Origin of the sequence: Desulfohalovibrio reitneri, from assembly GCF_000711295.1 — a bacterium.
Lineage (GTDB): Bacteria > Desulfobacterota > Desulfovibrionia > Desulfovibrionales > Desulfovibrionaceae > Desulfohalovibrio > Desulfohalovibrio reitneri.
Genome location: NZ_JOMJ01000001.1, coordinates 16,758 through 36,058, shown reverse-complemented (window position 1 = coordinate 36,058; position 19,301 = coordinate 16,758). Strand labels below are relative to the sequence as shown.

Annotated in this window: 17 protein-coding genes and 1 tRNA gene; 2 read left to right on the top strand and 16 right to left on the bottom strand. The window is 63.5% G+C overall.

Translation table 11 applies throughout. The features are described from left to right. Positions 1 to 15 precede the first annotated feature (15 nt). The 5 genes from N911_RS0100170 to N911_RS0100150 form a co-directional block, all read right to left on the bottom strand. On the bottom strand, positions 16 to 804 hold the full coding sequence (locus N911_RS0100170; protein WP_029893222.1) for a dimethyl sulfoxide reductase anchor subunit family protein: 789 nt from the start codon (positions 802 to 804) through the stop codon (positions 16 to 18). Beyond that, positions 801 to 1,367 carry a 4Fe-4S dicluster domain-containing protein gene (locus N911_RS0100165; protein WP_029893220.1) on the bottom strand — a complete coding sequence of 189 codons (567 nt, stop codon included), beginning with the start codon at positions 1,365 to 1,367 and terminating at the stop codon, positions 801 to 803. Before N911_RS0100165 ends, N911_RS0100170 begins: the two co-directional genes overlap by 4 nt. Positions 1,368 to 1,378: 11 nt before the next feature. After that, positions 1,379 to 3,637 (bottom strand): molybdopterin-dependent oxidoreductase, encoded by a 2,259-nt coding sequence (locus tag N911_RS0100160; protein ID WP_035104129.1) that lies wholly within the window; start codon positions 3,635 to 3,637, stop codon positions 1,379 to 1,381. A gap of 9 nt (positions 3,638 to 3,646) precedes the next feature. After that, positions 3,647 to 4,231: a TorD/DmsD family molecular chaperone gene (locus tag N911_RS0100155; protein ID WP_051693747.1), complete on the bottom strand. Its 585-nt coding sequence runs from the start codon at positions 4,229 to 4,231 to the stop codon at positions 3,647 to 3,649. Between the two features lie 74 nt (positions 4,232 to 4,305). Continuing rightward, positions 4,306 to 5,586: a LuxR C-terminal-related transcriptional regulator gene (locus N911_RS0100150; protein WP_138774298.1), complete on the bottom strand. Its 1,281-nt coding sequence runs from the start codon at positions 5,584 to 5,586 to the stop codon at positions 4,306 to 4,308. A 98-nt stretch (positions 5,587 to 5,684) separates the two neighbouring features. Between N911_RS0100150 and N911_RS0100145 the strand changes: the two genes are divergently transcribed. Further along, positions 5,685 to 6,140, top strand: a complete 456-nt coding sequence (locus N911_RS0100145) for a hypothetical protein (RefSeq protein ID WP_138774297.1) — start codon at positions 5,685 to 5,687, stop codon at positions 6,138 to 6,140. A gap of 329 nt (positions 6,141 to 6,469) precedes the next feature. Here the strand turns inward: N911_RS0100145 and N911_RS0100140 are convergent. Continuing rightward, positions 6,470 to 6,556: transfer RNA gene (locus N911_RS0100140), tRNA-Leu, on the bottom strand. Between the two features lie 42 nt (positions 6,557 to 6,598). Next, on the bottom strand, positions 6,599 to 6,877 hold the full coding sequence (locus tag N911_RS0100135; protein WP_029893210.1) for a SpoIIAA family protein: 279 nt from the start codon (positions 6,875 to 6,877) through the stop codon (positions 6,599 to 6,601). A 208-nt stretch (positions 6,878 to 7,085) separates the two neighbouring features. On the opposite strand from N911_RS0100135, the gene N911_RS0100130 reads away from it, so the two are divergent. Beyond that, the gene (locus N911_RS0100130) at positions 7,086 to 7,775 is read left to right on the top strand and encodes a DUF554 domain-containing protein (RefSeq protein WP_029893208.1); all 690 of its coding nucleotides are present in this window, start codon (positions 7,086 to 7,088) and stop codon (positions 7,773 to 7,775) included. A 60-nt stretch (positions 7,776 to 7,835) separates the two neighbouring features. Here N911_RS0100130 and icd read toward each other — a convergent pair whose 3' ends face one another. The 9 genes from icd to N911_RS0100085 form a co-directional block, all read right to left on the bottom strand. Further along, positions 7,836 to 8,990: an NADP-dependent isocitrate dehydrogenase gene (gene icd / locus N911_RS0100125; RefSeq protein ID WP_029893206.1), complete on the bottom strand. Its 1,155-nt coding sequence runs from the start codon at positions 8,988 to 8,990 to the stop codon at positions 7,836 to 7,838. A gap of 65 nt (positions 8,991 to 9,055) precedes the next feature. Next, complete coding sequence (locus N911_RS0100120) at positions 9,056 to 9,628, bottom strand: FmdE family protein (protein ID WP_341860282.1); 573 nt, start codon at positions 9,626 to 9,628, stop codon at positions 9,056 to 9,058. Positions 9,629 to 9,660: 32 nt separating this feature from the next. Further along, entirely contained in the window at positions 9,661 to 10,428 is a 768-nt protein-coding gene (locus N911_RS0100115; RefSeq protein ID WP_341860281.1) for an ABC transporter ATP-binding protein, read from the bottom strand. Then, positions 10,428 to 11,495: a FecCD family ABC transporter permease gene (locus N911_RS0100110; RefSeq protein WP_029893201.1), complete on the bottom strand. Its 1,068-nt coding sequence runs from the start codon at positions 11,493 to 11,495 to the stop codon at positions 10,428 to 10,430. The genes N911_RS0100115 and N911_RS0100110 overlap by 1 nt, the downstream gene beginning before the upstream one ends. Further along, complete coding sequence (locus N911_RS0100105; protein WP_029893198.1) at positions 11,496 to 12,599, bottom strand: iron ABC transporter substrate-binding protein; 1,104 nt, start codon at positions 12,597 to 12,599, stop codon at positions 11,496 to 11,498. A 148-nt stretch (positions 12,600 to 12,747) separates the two neighbouring features. Continuing rightward, complete coding sequence (locus N911_RS0100100) at positions 12,748 to 14,658, bottom strand: CocE/NonD family hydrolase (protein WP_051693744.1); 1,911 nt, start codon at positions 14,656 to 14,658, stop codon at positions 12,748 to 12,750. 1 nt (position 14,659) lies between these two features. Further along, entirely contained in the window at positions 14,660 to 15,451 is a 792-nt protein-coding gene (locus N911_RS0100095; RefSeq protein WP_051693743.1) for a GGDEF domain-containing protein, read from the bottom strand. Between the two features lie 51 nt (positions 15,452 to 15,502). Then, positions 15,503 to 17,335, bottom strand: a complete 1,833-nt coding sequence (typA, locus tag N911_RS0100090) for a translational GTPase TypA (RefSeq protein WP_029893192.1) — start codon at positions 17,333 to 17,335, stop codon at positions 15,503 to 15,505. Between the two features lie 306 nt (positions 17,336 to 17,641). Beyond that, a complete protein-coding gene (locus N911_RS0100085) occupies positions 17,642 to 19,300 on the bottom strand; it encodes an ABC transporter permease (RefSeq protein ID WP_029893191.1) in 1,659 nt (552 codons plus the stop codon). Position 19,301: the final 1 nt, after the last annotated feature.

Here is a 19,301-nt window from a genome sequence, read left to right as displayed (position 1 = left end):
CGGATGTGTGCGGTGTTAGTACATGCCGCCCATGTTGACCGCTGTATGCACTGTCTCCAGGTAGAAGACCAGGCGGCCGCAGAACGCTCCCACAAGCAGCAGGATCGGCACCCAGGGCTGAATTCGCCCGGCGAACAGCACAGCGGCCAAAGGAATGGCCAGCCCGACGATGATGTGCACCCAGTACAGGGGCGAGGTCAGCCAGCCCATGGCCGTCATTTCCATGATCTCCCCGCCAGAGAGCCAAACGCAGGGGACGACCAGGAATACCACCAGTCCCAGTACCAACCCGTAGGTCAGCACGCGGGTGAGCATCCCCTGCTTGGACTTGGGCGCGAAGTAAGACCCGAACCCGGCACCAAGCACAACCGCGGAGATGGCGAAGAAGACGAACGGCAGGCCGTTGTTCAAGGCGGGGAAGCTGGGCGGCGAATAGGTCATGCCCTGGACAAACAGGGCGATCACGCCGACCAGGGCCGTGATCCGGGCCAGGGTACTTTTGAGCCCGGTGAGGGCGGTGAGCACGATGAGGGCCAGCAGCAGGCCGAAGAACAGCGCCTCCCGCGAGAGCCAGGCCGAACCGAGGTGTTTGATGGCGTTGGGCGCGCCCAGGGGGTGCCCCAGATGGAAGAGGGAAGCCACCAGCGCTGCCAGCAGCAGTCCCCCTGCGGTGAGCCATTCAATTCTCCCGCCGGCTTCCGGCCCCTCGGCCGTTCTGCCTCGGAATACGCTGACAAGCACCATGCCGATGGCCAGCTGGCTCAGCACGGTGAAGAACACGAGAGGAAGATCAGAAGGTGTCATACGTCTTCCCTCCTGTAGATTTTGGGCATTTCCGCCATGCGGAAACGTGTGGACGGGTTCAGCCTCCTCATGCGGGGATAGCCCGGCGGGAACTGGACCGCGTTCGGTTCATCGAAGGTGGCCAGGTCAATGAGCTGCAGGGCGTCGGTGGGGCAGCTCAAAACGCAGGCGGGCAGCAGGTCGGCGTCCAGCCGCTGCCAGCACAGGCTGCACTTCTCCGCCCGCTTTTCCACCGGGTTGTAGCGCGGCGCGCCGTAGGGGCAGGAGCGGATGCAGTTGCCGCAGCCGATGCACTTCTCCTGCTCGTGGACCACAACCCCGTCATCCCGTTTGTAATAGGCCACCACAGGGCAGACCTCCAGGCACGTGGGGTTCTCGCAGTGGTTGCAAGCCAGCGAGTAGAAAGCCCGCTCCCGGTGCGGGAAGAGCTCCTCCTTGAGGTCGTAGATGTCGCGCCAGACCACGCCGTTTACTTGGTGGTACTGGTTCTTGCACGCCATGGCGCACGTGTAGCACCCGATGCAGCGCTTGGCGTCGACGTAGAAGCCGAGTCTTTTTTTCATGGCATGCCTCCCTAGGCCTTGGCGATGTCGGCAAACTGATCGTGGATGGCCACTCCCGGCGAACCGGTTTTGTACTTGCCCATGTCCGCGGAGGTGTCATCCACCAGGATGTTGCAGTTGTAGCTCTTGCCCGCGTACCAGGCCTCGTACATCATGATGGCGTCCGGCGGCACATTGGTGGTGATGTGGGCCTTGAGCCGCTCCTCTCCCACCTGGTTGAAGACCCGGACCATGTCCCCGTCCTCGATACCCCTGTCGGCGGCGACCTTGGGGTGGACGTAGACGATGGGCTCGTTGTGGAAGTCGGCCATCCAGTCCAGGTTCTGGAACTGGGAGTGGATGTTGAACTTGGAGTGCGGGGTGAGCAGCCTGAGCCGGTCGTAGGGCTTGCGGGGCTCCACGTACACCGGCAGGGCGTTGTGGCCGTGTTCGGCGCACAACTCCGACTTGAACTCGTACTTGCCCGAGGGCGTGGCGAACTTGCCGTCGTGCCAGGAGGCGGGGTGCATCTTGGCCTTCACCGGCCCTTTGAGCAGTTCTTCCCAGCTCGATATGCCGAAGAGGTCGTAGATGCCCTTGTTGAACTCCTTGGCGGTCCACTCGCGGGTGTCCACCTCCTCGGGGAAGGTGCAGGAGCCCGGGGCGAGGGAGTTGATCTTCTTGGAGAGCGCGGCCGCGATCTCCATGTTGGACTTGGCCTCGTACATGGGCTCGATGGCTGGCTGGTTGATGGACAGCCAGTAGTGCCAATAGGAGGCGTTGATGGTCCATTCCTCCAGGTTGGTGGTGGCCGGCAGGACGATGTCCGCCTGCTCCACCGTCTGGTTGAAGAAATGGTCCACGACCACCACCGTCTCCAGCTTGTCGAAAGCCTTGAGCATCTTATTTCGGTCGAAGTCCTGAGAGAAGACGTTCTTGCAGGACACCCACAGCATGCGGATGGGCGGGTTGTCCGTGTCCAGGATGGCCTGGGCGGTCTTGTTGATGTTCACGGAGCGGTCGGTGAAGTCGATCTCCCCCGCGCCGCCGCTGAAGTCGAACTCGCCCTTGGGGCCGCCCTCGCCGGTCCAGCCCACGGAGCCTGCGGGCTGCTTCTGAATCAAGGCGTGGTAGTTGAAGCCCCAGGTGTGTAGGTGGCCGTAGCGGGCGCCGCCGCCCTCCTTGCCCACGTTTCCGGTCATGGCCACCAGGGCGTCGATGGAGCGCACCGTGGCCCCGCCGTTGACGTGGCGTTGCAGCCCGTAGCCCAGCCAGATGGTGGCGGGCTTGGCCGCGGCGAACTCCTCGGCCACCTTGGTGATGCGCTCTGCGGGCACGCCGGAGAGTTGCGAAGCCCACTCCACGGTGACGTTGTCGCGCAGATATTGCTCGAACTCGGCGAAGCCGATGGAGTTGTCCTTGACCCAATCGCGGTCCACCATGCCCTTGTCCAGGATATGGCGGCACATGCCCAGAGCCAGCGCGCCGTCGGAGGAGGTCTTAACCTGCCAGTACTCGTCGCCCTTGGCCGCGGTCTGGGTGAAGACCGGATCGATGACCACCACCTTGGCCCCGGCTTCCTGGGCCGCGTATATGTACTTCATGGAATGCACGGAGCACCACGCCGGGTTGGCTCCCCAGACGATGATGTACTTGGAGTTGACCATGTCCTCGGGGTCGTTGCACCACATGCCGCCCATGTCGTAGTTCTGGGCGTCGATGCCGGCGGGCCAGCAGGGCGTGCCCACAAAACGCGTGGTGTAGCCCAGGGAGGACATCATGCCCTCCACCACGTAGTTGGTGATGCCGAAGTTTCCGGAATACTTGGTCAGTCCCAGCCCGAGCAGGGAGCCGTCGCGCTCCTTGATGTCCAGCATTTTGCGGGCGATCTTGTCCAAGGCCTCGTCCCAGGAGATGCGCTTCCAGTTGCCGGTGCCCCGGCCCTGCTGCTCCATGGGGTATTTGATGCGGTCCGGGCTGTAGCTGTACCGGATGTAGGTGTTGCCCTTCACGCACAGCCCGCCCCTGGTGAAGGTGGACTCCGGTGCGCCTTCCACGAACCGGGCCACGCCGTCCTTGACGTAGGTCTTGATACTGCAGGTGTCGTAGCAGTTTCTGGGGCAGGCGTTGCGGAAAATCTCGTAGTTTCCCTCATACACCTGCTTGGCCTTGGCCGTGGTGGGCCGCAACAGCCCGCAGGGCAGCAGGGTCACGGCCCCGGTGGCCAGCATCCCCTGCAGGAACCTGCGTCTCGAAAGCCCTGTGGCGTCCCTGATGGTTTCCTTGACCATGTTGTCCTCCTAGCCCCTGGTTACGGCCTCGTCCGCCTCGTCCATCTCCGCCTCGAGCCAGCCTTCCAGGCGGCGCGCTACGTACTCGATGGCGGGCGGCGGCCCCGCTTGCCTCACGCTTTGCGCGAAGGCCGGAATCCACTTTCCCATGTGCTCCGTGATGAATTGCCGCCGAAGGTCGGCCAAATCCCCGCTTCGTTCGGGCTCGACGTGCTGGGCGGCGAAACGTAGGGCGATGGCCCCGTCGAGCTCGTAGGCGATGTGATCGTCGGGCATGGCCCGATCAGGCACGGCCAGCCCCAGGGCGTCGTACACCCCCCTGGCCGCCAGTGTGGACTCGCTCATGAGACTCGCTTCCGGGTCCAGGTGAACAGAGGCGTACGGCGCGGCCTGCAACTTGGCAGGTCCCACAAAGAACCTGTTGAAGGCGAACTCCACCTCGTCCCAGTCGGAAACGCGTGGCGCATCCGGGTCGTCCGCCGCCAACAGTTCGAACGCGGCACGCATGTCATCCTTCGTGACCGCGGCGAAGAAATCGCGCAACGGCCGCGCGGCAACTCCGGTGATGTCGGATTCGGAACAGCGGTATTCCATGACTCCCCTTTTCGCGTGACGCGGGGAGTCCTTCCAGTTGAGAAAATGAGGAAAGAGTGGGTATGTTTTTCTACTCAGTCGGCCAGGTCGACGCCTTTATGTCCGCTGTGCAGAAAATTGTAGAGGTTCACGTTGCTGTTATGCAGGCCGAACTTCTTGCGAATGTTTCGGCGGTGGGTCTGCACCGTTGTCAGGGAAAGGTTCATGGCCTCGGCGATGTCCTTGGAGGCCGACCCCGCCTGAATGAACTGGCAGATGCGCATTTCTGTGGGCGTGAGCTTGAGCAGATGCGCCTCGGCGCCGGATTCGCCACCGGTGTGCAAGCGCGAGAGCTGGTCTTCGATGATGTCTATGTAGCCCTTGCGCACGGCGGCGGAGCCCTCGTTCTTGAGCCGCGACATGGTGGGAAGCAGAAGGTTTTCCACCGTCGCTGAGATGGAACGCTCAAGGTCTTTGCGGTCGTTCTCGATGGACCCCATGACGTTGCGCAGGGTGATGTTCATTTCCTCAAGGCGGTTCTTTTCCTGTTCCAGTTCGCTGGTCCGTTCCCTCACCTTCTCTTCCAGAATCTCGCGCTGTTTGACGTGCTGAGTGATGTTGGTCAGCAGGAAGAGGTATCCGGTGGATGCTAGGCTGACCGAATGCAGCGGCACCACGCGCAGTTCGAAGAAAAACTCCTCGTCGTACAGGCTGATCTCGTGGGCGACGTCAGGGGGATAGAAGGACGCGAGATCCTCCATGCCACCGGCTTCCAGTCCCAAGACGTCCCACACGGGCTCATGAAAGCGGCTTTCGTCCAGATACATGCACGCGGACTCGTTGGCCTCCACAATGCGGCCTTCGTCGTCCACAACCAGCACCACGTCGGAGGTGGAGGCCAGGATGTTCTCGTACTTGTTCTTCTGCAGAGTCAGTTGCCTATTGGCCCCATCCAGCTCCGCCAGCATGTCCCGGCTGGAAGAGGCGGACCAGTCCGCCACAAGGACGGCCACCAGGGCGTCGGCGTAGGCCCGAAGCGTCGTGCCCGCCTTGAGGGCCTCGGCCGCCGGGGCCTCCATCTCGGTGACAATCTCTTCAATCGACTGCACAAGCGTCTCGAAGCAGCCGATGAACATCTCCGGCGTCACTCCCCGGGAGCGATGCCGTCGGGCCATCTCCACCACTGCGTCCGCCCAGCCGTCGTCGTTGGAGATCAGTTGGGCGAACCCCCTCGCGCCAGCGCCCTGCGCGTCCGCCCAAACAGGTTCCAAAAAACCCTCGTAGGAGCGAATGCAGTCCTCACGCTTGGCCGTGGTATGCTCAAGATACCCGGCAAGGTCCATGTTCCGTTTCCACTTTTCCAGAAACGATTCCACGCGGGACGCGCCGCGCAAGGACAAAAGAATGTCCGCGGCCGTCCGGATCGTACGTACTTCGGCATGGCTGTTCGACACTGGATCTTCCCCTTCTCCTGATGAGTAGCTACCATACCCAGTACGGAGTAAACAACATGCGGACAAGCATCATCGCCGCCCTGGTCCTTCTGCTGGGGTGCATCGCCCTAGCCGAGCCGGCGGAAGCGCGGCAATCAACCGAGGCCTGCCCCCTGGGTGTCCCGCCCATGAAAGTCACCTTTCCCCGCGATCACTATTCGGGCACGGTCGGCGACCCCATTGTCATAGTGGTATCGGTGAAACCTCCCCGGCTTCCGCCCGGATTCTACATGACCAATCTGGTAACACGACTGTCCGGTCCGGAAGGCGGAACCCCGGAAGTCCTTTCCGGCGTACCCGAGAGCACCATAACCTGTCCTGTTCCGGGCGAATACATATTCCGCTTCATGGTCAACCTGGTGGCCAAGTCCAGCTGCGCTGGAGCAAAATCCGCCACCCTCGCTGAACGTGAGATCACATTGTCCATCAGCGAATGACGTCCCCTTCCTGGCATTATTCCGAAAAATCTCCACTGGCCGCCAATTTACCTCGGCCGTTTCATGCACTACGTTTTTTTATGAGGCGGGTGCGACACGGTGATGAATCTCCCGGCCGTAGCACCACCGAACCACTCGGTGCGGAGCGATATGTGGGGTTGCCGGGCTCAGCCCGGACTGGGAGGCCCCACCACCCGCCTCATTCCGTTTTTCCGGCATCACTCCATCGCATACCCATTGGGGACAACAGGGAGACAAAAAGCCCGGCTGCGCATTCTTCGATGCGGCCAAGCGGGCTTTTCTGTGCGCCTAAAGCGCTGGTATTATTGTGGTACCGGGAGTGGGACTCGAACCCACAAGGTATTGCTACCGGCGGATTTTGAGTCCGCTGCGTCTACCAATTCCGCCATCCCGGCACGGTGGGTGACGGCTTATCTAGGGAACGGCGAGCGGACCTGTCAAGCCTTGCCTTTGGCCCATTTCCATGCCTGCTCGATTTGGTTGGGCGTGAAAAAGCGCTCTTCCCACGGGGCCAGGGCGGAATCCACCTTGGCGGCCAGCTTCATCCATTCAGACCGGCCGACCACGGCTACACGCTGGAACTGGCTCCAGTGCTTGAACACAAAGCGCAAATCCTCCAGAAACTCCTTGAAGCCGTAGCCTTCCATACTCTCCACCACGGCGACTACGTTCACCTTGCCGTGCTCGGCGAAAACCTTTTCCAGGTCCGATTCCACTCTGCGCTAATCTTCCACGGAAATTCCGCCGTCCACGCGCATACCGACCGTATCGCCATGGCTTTCGTCCAGTATTTCTATCATGCCCGCTCCAAAGACCGTCCGTACTTTTCCATTTCCTACCAATACGCCCGGAGTCCCCGTGTCTCAAGGCTTTTTCTTGCCGTACGACACCGGGCATGATAGCTGCTGTCGCTTCGGAGCAGCCATGGACGTTTTCCCTCTAGGCACCATAGTCAACGTCGTCGCCATCCTGGTGGGCGGCACCATCGGCCTGCTGCTGGGCGCCCGCTTCCCGCAGCGGGTGCGCTTGGTGGTCTTTCAGGGCTTGGGGTTGTGCACCCTGGCCGTGGGCATGGACATGGCCCTGGAAATGGCCGAACCGCTCATCGTCATTTTCTCCATCATCATCGGCGGAATCATCGGTGCGGCCTTCGGACTGGAGGACTTTCTGGCCTCCCTGGGCGACAGGCTGAAAAAGGTGGTGCGCTCCCGCAACGAGAAGTTCACCGAGGGGCTACTCACAGCCACCCTGCTCTACTGCATCGGCTCCATGGCCATCGTGGGCGCGTTCGACGAAGGGTTGCGTGGCGACCCCACCTTGCTGCTGACCAAGTCCCTGCTGGACGGTTTCGCCTCCATCGCCCTTGCCTCGACCTTCGGGGTCGGGGTGCTCTTCTCCGCTCTGCCTCTTTTCGCCTACCAGTACGGCCTGACCCTGCTGGCCGCGCAGCTGCAAAACGTCCTCACCGACGCCCTTGTCGGCGAACTGACCGCCGTGGGCGGCGTGCTCATCCTAGGCATCTCCATCAATCTGCTGGAACTCAAGTACGTCCGGCTGGGCGACCTACTGCCCGCACTGGGCGTGGTGGTGGTCCTGGGCCTCATCTTTCTCTAGCGCAAGAAAAAAGGGCGGCCCCGAAGGAGCCGCCCATGGTCGTTCAGTACGCGCGGCTGGCTACAGGTTTTCGCCGATCAGCTGGCCGAACTCCTTGCAACCCACCTGCTCCGCGCCTTCGATCTGCCCGGCCAGGTCCACGGTGACGCGGCCGCCGGAGAGAACCTTCTCCACCGAAGCGTGGATGAGCTTGGCCGCTTCATCCCAGCCGATGTGCTCCAGGAGCATAGCCCCGGAGAGAATGAGGGAACCGGGATTGGCCAGGTCCTTGCCCGCGATGGTGGGGGCGGTGCCGTGGGTGGCCTCGAAGAAGGCGATCTCGTCGGACATGTTCACCCCGGGGGCCAGCCCAAGGCCGCCAACCTGCGCCGCCAGGGCATCGGAGATGTAGTCGCCGTTGAGGTTGGTGGTGGCGATGACGTCGTACTGCTCCGGGTACATGAGCACCTGCTGGAACAGGGCGTCGGCGATGCGGTCCTTGATGACGATGGGCTTGGAGCCGCCCTCGTTCGCCTCCTGCTCAGTCATGACCTTGTCGGCGAACTCGTCCGCGGCCACCTCGTACCCCCAGGCGCGGAAGGCACCCTCGGTGAATTTCATGATGTTGCCCTTGTGGGACAGGGTGACCGAGGAGCGGTCGCGCTCTACCGCGTACTGCAAGGCCTTGCGCACCAGCCGCTTGGAGCCGCCCGGGGTGATGGGCTTCACGCCCACGCCCGCGCTGGCGTCCACCGCCGCGCCCATTTCGTCGCGCAGGAAGGAGATGACCCGCTTGGCCTCGTCCGAGCCGGAGGCCCATTCGATGCCCGCGTACACGTCCTCGGTGTTCTCCCGAAAGACCACCATGTCCACCTTCTCCGGGTGCTTCACCGGAGACTGGATGCCCTGGAAGTAACGCACCGGGCGGATGCAGGCGTACAGGTCGAGCACCTGGCGCAGGGTGACGTTGAGGCTACGGTAGCCTCCGCCCACCGGGGTCTCCAGCGGGCCCTTCATGGCCAGATCGCCGCCGCGCAGGGCGTCCATGGTTTCCTGAGGCAGATACTCGCCGGTGGCCTCGAAGGCCTTCTTTCCGGCCAGCAGTTCCTTCCATTCCAGCTTGCGCTCGCCGCCGTAGGCCTTCTCCACGGCGGCGTCCAGAACGGGGCGCGCTCCGGCCCAAACCTCGGGCCCGATACCGTCGCCCTCTATCCACAAAACGGTGCGTGTCTGCATGTAGCTCTCCCCTTGTGCATTTTGTATCGAGCCGGTGTAGTGCCTGGGGGGAGTGCTGGTCAAGGTCAGCGTTTCTGCTCTCCGTCCTGGAAACAGGGAATACAGAGCGTTTCGCCACCCATTCGGCGGCTCCTCGATTCCATGACGCCCTCCCCGCACGCGGCGCAGGTAAGGGTCTCCAGAATCCGGGCCGGGCTGGGTGGCGGCGGGGCATCCTTAGCTTCGAACAACACCTCGAGGGGCAGCTCCATGTAGCGCCGCTGCACGGCCTCGCGGAGTTCATCCAGGCGCGTCCGGTCCACTTCGGAAGCCTCCCCCCGGGCTGACTTGCCCATCAAATCCCGCATTTCCGCCCCCATTTCGCCCTGGGCTTCGGGGTGCAGGAGCAGCCGGACCCCCTTCCCCGACGACCTGTCGTAAAAGGAAAAGGCCATCTTGCCGTAATCGCGATGCACGAGGTTGCCCTTGCCGAACGTGCAACCTGTGAGGAACTGAATGGCGTCCACGCCGCACATGTCCGTTTCCACAACGGCAACAAGATCGCTCTCCGAAGCGTGGCCCAGGTCGCGCAGGGCCATTTCCGCCGCGCGCACGCCGATGGTCAGCCCGGGGCAGGAGTGGCCATGGAAATCAATCACCGCTTGGATTCTTTCCCAGGGGATCCCGCAAGTCATGCCGTCCTCCAATCCATGCGTGGAGCCACCACAGGCAACCCCCGCACGGTTTCGATGTCCACCGGAAGCCCGTAAACCTCCGAAATGATTTCCGCGGTTATTCCGCTTTTGTCCACACACCCCTGGACCCGCCCTTCCTTGAGGAAAACGAAGCGGTCCGCAGTGGCCAAGGCGGTGTTCAGGTCGTGCATGGTCATCAGCGCGGCCACGCCGTGCTCGTCCACCACCCGCCGCACCATGCGCAGCACTTCGATCTGGTTGCGCAGATCCAGGGAGCTGGTTGGCTCGTCCAGCAAAAGCAGGCGCGGCTCCTGCACCAGCGCCCTGGCCACTGCCACCTTCTGCAATTCGCCGCCGCTCATCTCGTCGATGTGCCGCATGGCCAGGTCGGCGAGCCCCAATCGCTTGAGGGCCGCGTCCACGGTTTCCAGGTCGTGGCGGGACACGCGCCAGCGCACGTGCGGCCTGCGGCCCATGAGAACGGCATCGAATGCGGTAAGCCTGGCCGGTTCCGTGCGCTGGGCCACGTAGCCCACCAGCCGGGCAATGTCCTCCGGTCCCAGTCGCGAGACCTCACGGCCGTCCACCATGACCGCCCCGCCGCCAGGGGAGTGGATGGCGTTGACACACTTGAGCAGAGTGGTCTTGCCCGCGCCGTTTGGTCCCAGCACGGCGGTCAGGCTACCGGGGGGAACCGATAGATTCACGCGGCGCAATACCTTGTGCCCGTTGTAAGCGAAGGTGATGTCGTTGACCGCGAGCATCAGCTTCTTCTCCGCAGGATAAGGAGCAGAAAAACCGGCGCGCCGAGGAAGGCCGTGAGCACGGAAACGGGCAGGATGTGCGGAGCCAGAAGCAGCCGAGCGGCGGTGTCCGCAGCCAGCAATAGCAGCGCGCCGAGCACGATGGTCGCTGGGAGCAGGTAGCGGTGGTCGCCGCCGATGAGTCGCCGCACCATGTGCGGTGTAACCAGCCCCACAAAGCCAATGATGCCCAAGAAGGAAACCACCACCGCGGTCAGCAGGGAAGCCACCAGCATGCCCACCAGTCGAAGCCGCTCCACGCGCACGCCCAGGCCCTTGGCCGTTTCGTCGCCCGCGTCGATGGCGTTGAGGTTCCAGGACTGAAAGAGAAAGTAAATCGAAGACAGGACGACAACCATGGCGATGAAGGCCAACTCCCGCCAACTCGCCCTGGCAACGTCCCCGAAGGTCCAGAAGACCATGGCCGCCAACTGCACATCGTCCGCGAAGTACTGCAGGAACATGGTGCCCGCGGTGAACAGCGACCCCAAGGCCACGCCGCAGAGCACCATGGTTTCCGGAGACGCCCCGCGCACCCTGGAAACGGCGATAATGACGCAGGCCGCCAAGAGGCAGAAACAGAAGGCCGTGGCCGTGGTGAGATAGGGGTTGGCAATGGTCACAGCGCCGGCGTTGGTGGAGGTCATGATCCCGGAACCAAGCACCATGACGGAAAAGGCCGCTCCGAACGCCGCAGCCTGTGAAATGCCGAGGGTGAACGGCGACCCCAGGGGGTTGCGCAGAATGGACTGCATGACCGCCCCGGCAACGGCCAGTCCGGCCCCAGCTGTGATTGCCGTCAGGGCCTGTGGGAGGCGGATGGACCAGACGATGAGGTCGATCCGCTTGTCGTCGCCCATGCCCAGCAGGCTGGCCACGGCTTCGTGTACCGGCAGCCCGGCCGACCCCACGGACACGGCCGCCACCAGCATGCAGGCCGAGAGGGTAACGCCCAGAGCAAGCAGGAGCTTCTTGCGCCCCGTATACCGCAGGTATTCCTCTGGTACGGCGCCGTCGTGGAAGTGCATTTATTCGGCCACCTGAATTCGCCTGTACGCCATTCCCCGGAACGACTCGTTCATGCGGTCGAATACGGACTCGCCGACCAGAAAGGAATAGATGGCGTCCGCCTTGGCCGCCGGGTCAACGTCGTCGAACCGCTCCGGGTACAGGGTTTTGCCCACAAAGTAGGCGTTGGCCAGAATGGTTCCGAAATTCTTGGTGTACCAGTTGTACGGCAGCAGCCCGTACACCCTCCCCTCTCCGGTCGCTGAAAGAGCTTGGTAAACCGGGTCGGTGCGCAGTTCGTGCAGGCCGGAGGCGGCCCCCGCCAGTTGCATGGTGGCCAGGTCCAAAAAAAGGACATCTGGATCCCAGACCAGGAGCATCTCCTTGGCCACGTTGGCGTGCTGGCGGGCTCGCCCGGTCAGGGAGGGGTCGCTGGCCACGTTGTCCGCGTTGGTAAACACGAAGGGCGGATACGTGGGGTTGGTGGATTGAAAACCGTGCGGCCCCTTCTTGGCGATGCCACCCACGTAGCAAGTTGGCCGGCGGGGATCTGCAACATCCCCTGACCGCTCATGGAGATCGGCTATCGCGCCGTCAAAGTAATTGATCACCTCCTCGGCCCGTTCAGATTTGCCGACCACCCGCCCCATGGTTCGCAGGGCGTGGTTCAGCTGCTCCCGGTAATTGACCAGATCGCCGTACTCCAAGCCGACCACGGGAATACCTGTCTTGGCCTGCAATTCGGCGGCATCGTGCCCCATTGTGGGATACGTCTTGAGAATGACCTGCGGCGCCGGATCGAGGGAGGCGATGAGTTCCGGATTATCGTGTCCCCGGAACTCGCCGAACAGGGGGAGCTTCTTAAACTCGGGATGCCCCAGGGCGTATGGCCGGGCGTCGAAGGCCGGACGCCTTTTTTCCATGTCGTCCACACCCACTGCCATGTCCTGCGCCCGCAAATAGGTGAGCAGCCGCAGGCACCCCGGTCCGGAGCAGATAACGCGTTCCACTTCGGACGGTACCGCGACCTGTCGGCCAAGGGCATCCGTGACGTGCCGGTTTTCCGCGGCGGGCGCGGAAACAGCTGTCAACAGAATGAGAAGAATGAAAAAAACCCTGCCCATGGCTGCCTCCCGGAATTACGGACCACTTGAGTGTGATTTCATCATGAAAGCTGATGCGCCATGCGTATACGAATCTCAAAATCGTGTCAAAAACACGATCTGGAAACGAAATGCGCAACGAAACCAGGTTTCGCGCCGTGTTCGGGGGTCAGCGGGGTATGACCGGTAAATCGAGCCGGGAAGGGAAAGCCGGGCCGCGCTTCACGGACCAGCTCAAGCCGCCCTGAACCGGAATGCGTGCGAACTGGGAAGCGTTGGCCCCGGCCAGGGCCAGGCGTAGTCGGTGGCCGCGCGGGATGAGCACGGAGGTGGGCAGCATCTCGATGGCCGCTTCCGCTATTTCACCAGGATTCAAAACCATCCCGTCCGCGCGTCGGAAGGTTCGGTACGGCCCGGGCACGGGATAGGGAGAAGAATCTTCGGATTCCGCGCGATGCAGCATCCGCAGCGTTCCCTCGGTGAGCATGCGCGGGGTCCCTTTCTCGTCCACCGCCTCCAGATAGGCATGCACCGCGCCGTCTGTGCCGTCCAGGGCCAAGTACAGGTGCAGAACAGGCGAGCCGGTCAATTCCAGCGGTCCATCCAGGGGAGGCGACTCGTAGAGCAAAAGCCGCTGGTCTCGTTCTGCCCGGTCTGGATAGCGCACAGCGCCCCGGTCAAGCTGGGTTCGCCACCTGTTGGATGAGCCGGAAGCGGCCCGGAAATCCACCTTGTAGGTTTCCTCGCCGTCGCTTTCAGGAGTTTCAAAGGAGAGTTGCCCCGGACCGGCCAGAAAGAGATTTCGCCGCCTTTGCCCCTGGGGCGGCCAGACGTCGGTGCGTTTCCACGCTCCTTCACCAAGGGTGAAGTAGAACAAGCCATCTTCCGGGCGTCGTCCCCGCTCTTTGAGAAAGTAGTCGAAGTATCGCAGGAGCTCCCACAACCGCGCGGTTTCGCCCGGCTGGACCCCGGCGTCGTCAGGCAGGAAGGGATCATCCACCGAAGCCGCCCCATGGTTCCAGGGTCCGATGACCGCCCGTTGGGGCACGTCCAGTCCCCTGAACCGCGAAAGAAGCGCACGGGCGTAGGCGCCGTCGAACCAGCCGCCCCAGGCGTACAGCGGAGTTCCAGCCCGCTCGGCTTGCTCGGCGAAGGCGTGGGGACTGAAGGTGTTGATGGAAACGCCAGCGGGGCGCGCCACGTCGTCGCGAAAGGTCACGCTGCGGGCATTGGTGTAAATATCGCCGTTGGCGCTGTGCTCGGCCACAGCCTGTCGCAACAACTCCTCCCCGTCTTTGCCGTCCACCGGTTCCACGCCGCGCACCAGCCTGCGGGCCAGCCAGGGCAGGGAGTCGGGCAGGGTGTTGGCGTCCAGGGCGTTGTTGAACAACCCCCACTTGCGAACGAACCAGTCGTTGAGCACGCCGCCGGGGAAAGCGATGTCGCGGTAGGCGTCGTACAGGCAGAACATGGGTGCGGCGCACTTGAGCGCGGGGTGGCCCATTGCGGCCATGAACTCGGCCGCGGTGCCCTCGTAGGAGACTCCCCGCGCACCCACCCGGCCGTTGGACCAGGGACGGGAGGCGACCCAGTCCAGCACGTCAAGGTAGTCCCGCCGCTCATTCCCGGACCAGGGAAATCCTCGGCTTCCGAAGGAGGCGCCGGTGCCCCTGGCGTCCATCTTGACCACGGCGTACCCATGGGAGCAGAAAAACCGCGTGTCGCCGCCCGCGCCCAGCAACAAGTCCAGCGGTGGCAACAGGTCCCAGTCTCGCCAGTAGCGGGTGGCCGAAAACAGCGCCGGAACGCGCTCCCCTTCCGGCAAGCCTTTGGGAAGATTAACGTCCACGGCGATGCGCACGCCGTCGCGCATGGTCACATAGTACGATGACGAATCGACGCCCTTGTAAACGGGCTCTGGAAACGTCGCCGCTCCGCCAAAGATGTCCGCCAGGGATTCGGCCTTCGCCGGGTCGATGGGTTCCACCCGCCGTGAATGGATGAGGACCGCCAGCCCGGCGAGGGACAGGAGGAGAACAACCGCCCCCATCCAGAAAAGAACGCGGACGCGGCGACGCATCTCAACCTCCGCCCCAGCCGCCTTCCACCCAGACCTCGGTGCTGTCCCCGAAGTGGATGTCCTCGGCCATGACGCTGCGATCGCGCCCGCCCTCCTTGGCCTCGTAGAGGGCATGATCCACGCTGGCGAACAACTCCGTGGACGTTTCCGCCTGAATGCGGTCGGTTCCGGCCACTCCCAGGGACATGCGGACGTTGACCCGCTCGCTCTTACCGATCACCACCGGCTTTTCACGGACGGCCTCGCGGATGCGTTCGGCCAGGGCCATTCCGCCCGAGGCCGGGGTTTCCGGCATGAGCACGGCGAACTCCTCCCCACCAACGCGGTAAAGCGTATCCCCCTCGCGGATGTAATCGGAAACAGTACTGGCTACCGCCCGGAGCACTTCGTCTCCGGCCTGGTGCCCAAAGGTGTCGTTGATCTGCTTGAAGTGGTCGAGGTCGAGGAGAATGATGGACAGGGGGCGATTGTGGCGCTTGGCGTTGGCGAACTCGCCGCGAAGCGCTTCATGAAATGAGCGGGTGTTGTAGGCCCGGGTAAGGTGGTCCACCAGAGACATTTCGGCGAACCGCTCCTCATGCACGCCAGCGAAGAAACCGAAAGCTCCGAAAGCGGCCATGGAGCCGACGGTCATGTAGCCGTACAACCAAACCTGATAGACGGGCCCGGCGTCGTCCCAAAGGCCCAGCAGACCGCTCAGAACAGCCCATCCCGCGGCCGCGCCCGCACCCAGGACCACCCCCTGTCCGGAGCGGCGCCATCGCCTGCGCCCATATTCCGGCAACCTTTCCATCACCATCTCCCACCCAAATCTACCTCAAGGGAGATGGAAAGGCCATGATCGCTAGCCTGTGGCCTTCTTGGCGGCTCCGCGCATGGTGTGCCGCCGGGAGCCGGAGAGTTCCGCCTTGCGAAGGCGGATGCTCTTGGGCGTGACCTCCACCTCTTCGTCAGCGCGGATGAAGTGAATGGCCCGCTCCAGGGTCAACGGCAGCACGTTGGTCAGCACCACGTTCTCGTCCCGGCCCGCTGCGCGGACGTTGGTCAGCTTCTTTTCCTTGCACGGGTTCACGTCCAGGTCGGAGTCGCGGTTATGCTCGCCGATGATCATACCCTCGTAGACATCCTCGCCCGCCTGCACGAACAGGGTTCCCCTCGGCTCCAGGTTGAACAGGGCGTACGGCACGGCTTTGCCCCGGCGGTCGGAGACGATGGAGCCGGTGTGGCGGGTGGGAAACTCACCCCGGTGGGCGTCGTAGCCGTCGAAATAGGAGGTCATGATGCCGGTGCCCTTGGTGTCGGTGAGAAATTCGTCGCGGTAGCCGATGAGCCCTCGCGAGGGCACGGAGAACTCCAGCCGGACCCGGCCGTTGCCGTGGTTGACCAGGTTCATCAGCCGCCCCTTGCGCAGGGAGAGCTTTTCCGTGACCGTACCGGTGAAGGCTTCCTCGCAGTTGACGTAGAGCCGCTCCATGGGCTCCAGCAGGCCGCCCTTCCCGTCCGTCTTGAGGATGACCTCGGGCCGCCCCACACTCAACTCATACCCTTCCCGGCGCATGGTTTCGATAAGGATGGCCATCTGGAACTCGCCGCGTCCCTTGACCATGAACCCCTCGTCGTCCTCCTCCACCTGCACGGCCACGTTGGCCAGCGATTCCTTGCGCAGCCGCTCGCCGATCTTGGCCGATGTCACCAAGTCGCCCTCCAGGCCGGACAGGGGCGAGGTGTTGATGGTAAAGCGCATGGACACTGTGGGTTCGTCCACGGAGATGCGCGGCAAGGCCTCGCCTCCCTCCACGGTGATGGTGTCGCCGATGCGCACCGTGTCCAGCCCGGAGAGCACCACGATGTCGCCCGGCTGGGCGCCGTCCACAGGCTTCAGTTCCATGCCCTGGTAGGCCTGCAACCGGGTCACGCGCAGGGACTCGTGCTTGCCGCTTTCACCGATGCGAATGAGGCGTTGGCCGCTCTTGGCGCTGCCATTGGCTATCTTGCCGATTGCCAACCGGCCGAGGAAATCGGAGTAGCCCTGGTCGGATACCAGCATCTGAAACGGCTTCTCATCGTCGAAGCGAGGAGCGTGGATGGTCGCCAGGATTGTTTCGAACAGTTCGGCCAGATCCGGCTTGGGGTTGTCCAGCTCCGTGGAGGCCACCCCGTCGCGGCCGATGGCGTAGAGCACGGGGAACTCGATCTGCTCGTCGTCCGCGTCCAGCTCGATGAAGAGGTCGTAAATCTCCTGCAGCACCTCGTCGGGCCTGGCGTCATGGCGGTCGATTTTGTTGATGGCCACCACCACGCGAAGTCCCAGGTCCAGAGTCTTTTTGAGAACGAACCGCGTCTGCGGCAGGGGACCTTCCGAGGCGTCCACCAGCAGCACCGCGCCATCCACCATGGACAGCGCCCGCTCCACTTCGCCGCCGAAGTCGGCGTGGCCCGGGGTGTCCAGTATGTTGATCTTGACCCCGTTCCACATCACCGAGCAGTTCTTGGCCGCGATGGTGATGCCGCGCTCCCGCTCCAGGTCCATCGAGTCCATGAGCCTGTCGTCCAGTTCCTTGCCTTCGCGGAAAACTCCGGACTGCTTGAACATGGCGTCAACCAGAGTGGTCTTGCCGTGGTCGACGTGGGCGATGATGGCGATGTTGCGGATGGCTTCGTTGACTTGCGTCGTCATGTTGGTCCCCAAGAAAAAGCCCCGTCCGTCAAGGCGAACGGGGGCTTGTACTGTTCAAAATGAAGTTCGAGGCGGCTCCCGCCGCGGGCCGGAAAATCCGGCAAGCCCCGATTAGGCCAAAAGAGCGCGTCGGGCAAGCCTTTTCTCCGCCGAAGAGACAGTCTGGATTTGCCTACCTGCGAGTATATCGCGTACCGCCCATCTTGGACAAGCGCCGGGGCGAATTCACGAATTGCCGTCTGATCGAGGACGCGCGGGGACCGTGGAGCGGGCAGCCAATCTGGAGTCAGGGCCGCGTTGCCGCCTTCACTCCCTCCTTCTTCCCGGCAGCCCAACCGCCGCCAGATAGACCAGCATGGGCAGGGCCGCCTGGACAAAGGCGTAGACCCCGATGACCCGGCGGTCCGCGCCGGTGGAAAGCGTCACGGCCTCGGTGGTCAGGGTGGCTTGGCGGCCCGCGCCGGCAAAGACGGTGGGCAGGTACTGCGCCACGCTCACGGCGAATCCCACAGCCGCGGCGAACAGGACGGGACGCAGAAGCATGGGCAGTTTGACCCGCAGAAAGACTCGCCGGGGCGGACATCCCAGGCAGGCAGCTGTGCGGGCGTACCGCTCGTCCTTGGATCGCCATGGGTCGGCCAGGGCCAGAAACACGTAGGGCAGTACAAAAAGCAAGTGGCTCCAGACAACGGCTCCCAGGCCCCCGTCCACCCCCAGTCGCACCAGAACCACCTGCAGCCCGAAGAGAAAGCCTATCTGCGGCACCAGAAGCGGCACGTACAGCAACCACAAGGCGCGCCGTTCGGTGCGGACACGGTGCCGGTCCTCGTTCTCCAGGCAGCCCAGGACCAACACCAGGGCGAGCCCCGTGGCCGCACACCCCACGACGACCGTGGTCCAAAACGGGTCGGCCAGGTTGTCCAGGTGGCGGCTCCAGTTGTCCAGAGTCCAGCGGCTCGGCAGGGCCGCGGGAAACCACCAGCTTCTGGCCAGCGACCACACACCCATGACCGCCGCGCCCAACACTGCCGCCCCGGTGCACATGCCCAGGGCGGACCAAGCCCAGACGCGCCCCACCGGCACTCCCCCTCCCCTGCTTCCCGCGGTCAGCCACCCTCGAAACAATCGGGAAACGGCCAATTCCGCCAGCCTCCACACCCCGATGCCGGCCGCCACCAGCCCTAGCTGAAGCATCGCCCCGGCTGCGGCCGGGAATTGCATGGCCAGATCGCGGTGGGAAAAGAGGCGGAAGACGTATGCGGCCAGAGGCGGCGGGTTGGTCGGGCCGAGGATGATGGCCACGTCCACGACCGAAAGGGAGAAGGCCAGCACCGCGTACACCGGGAGCCGTATTTGCGGATAAACCTGAGGAAAGACCGTCTTCATCCAGGCTGTCGCCGGGCCGTAGCCAAGTGAGCGGGCAACGGCCAGATTCTCGCTCGACCGCACCTGGTTCAGGGCACTCATGGTCATGAGCACCAGGAATGGAATCTCTTTGAGGGCCAACCCGAAGGCCATGCACATCCCCCACTCGTCGTGCACGATGCTCACGTCCGGAGGCCTTTCCCAGCCTGTCAGCCAGGGAGTGAACAACCTTGCCAGCCAGCCGCTGGGAGCCAGGAGAAAAGCCGTTCCGATGGCCACGGCCGCGTGCGGCGCCGCTAGTTTGGGGGTGAACAGATAGCGCGCCCAGCGAAAGAGCCTGGAGTCGTGGGTGGCCGCGCAGAAGGCCGTGGACGTGGCAAAGGCTGCCAGGGTGGAGGCGAAACCGCTGATCAGCGTCACCGCCACGGACTTGCCCAGCCCTGGCTGCTCCAAGAGGCTGCGCAGAGGAGCCAGGCTGAATCGCTCCCCGCCCAGTGCGGGGAAATAGCCCACTGCGGGCAGGACGGTGCCCAGCAGCCCCGCCGCCACGGGCAGCAGAAAGGCCGCCACGGTCAGCCAGGGAACCAGTCGCAGCAGCATG

What these genes read in the sequence shown, in the direction of transcription:
- N911_RS0100110 (WP_029893201.1), bottom strand. Translation starts at nt 11,495, where the DNA reads ATGCACTTCCACGACGGCGCCGTACCAGAGGAATACCTGCGGTATACG.
- N911_RS0100130 (WP_029893208.1), top strand. Translation starts at nt 7,086, where the DNA reads ATGGACGTTTTCCCTCTAGGCACCATAGTCAACGTCGTCGCCATCCTG.
- N911_RS0100145 (WP_138774297.1), top strand. Translation starts at nt 5,685, where the DNA reads ATGAGTAGCTACCATACCCAGTACGGAGTAAACAACATGCGGACAAGC.
- N911_RS0100085 (WP_029893191.1), bottom strand. Translation starts at nt 19,300, where the DNA reads ATGCTGCTGCGACTGGTTCCCTGGCTGACCGTGGCGGCCTTTCTGCTG.
- N911_RS0100170 (WP_029893222.1), bottom strand. Translation starts at nt 804, where the DNA reads ATGACACCTTCTGATCTTCCTCTCGTGTTCTTCACCGTGCTGAGCCAG.
- N911_RS0100155 (WP_051693747.1), bottom strand. Translation starts at nt 4,231, where the DNA reads ATGGAATACCGCTGTTCCGAATCCGACATCACCGGAGTTGCCGCGCGG.
- icd (WP_029893206.1), bottom strand. Translation starts at nt 8,990, where the DNA reads ATGCAGACACGCACCGTTTTGTGGATAGAGGGCGACGGTATCGGGCCC.
- N911_RS0100105 (WP_029893198.1), bottom strand. Translation starts at nt 12,599, where the DNA reads ATGGGCAGGGTTTTTTTCATTCTTCTCATTCTGTTGACAGCTGTTTCC.
- N911_RS0100160 (WP_035104129.1), bottom strand. Translation starts at nt 3,637, where the DNA reads ATGGTCAAGGAAACCATCAGGGACGCCACAGGGCTTTCGAGACGCAGG.
- N911_RS0100100 (WP_051693744.1), bottom strand. Translation starts at nt 14,658, where the DNA reads ATGCGTCGCCGCGTCCGCGTTCTTTTCTGGATGGGGGCGGTTGTTCTC.
- N911_RS0100165 (WP_029893220.1), bottom strand. Translation starts at nt 1,367, where the DNA reads ATGAAAAAAAGACTCGGCTTCTACGTCGACGCCAAGCGCTGCATCGGG.
- N911_RS0100115 (WP_341860281.1), bottom strand. Translation starts at nt 10,428, where the DNA reads ATGCTCGCGGTCAACGACATCACCTTCGCTTACAACGGGCACAAGGTA.
- N911_RS0100095 (WP_051693743.1), bottom strand. Translation starts at nt 15,451, where the DNA reads ATGGAAAGGTTGCCGGAATATGGGCGCAGGCGATGGCGCCGCTCCGGA.
- typA (WP_029893192.1), bottom strand. Translation starts at nt 17,335, where the DNA reads ATGACGACGCAAGTCAACGAAGCCATCCGCAACATCGCCATCATCGCC.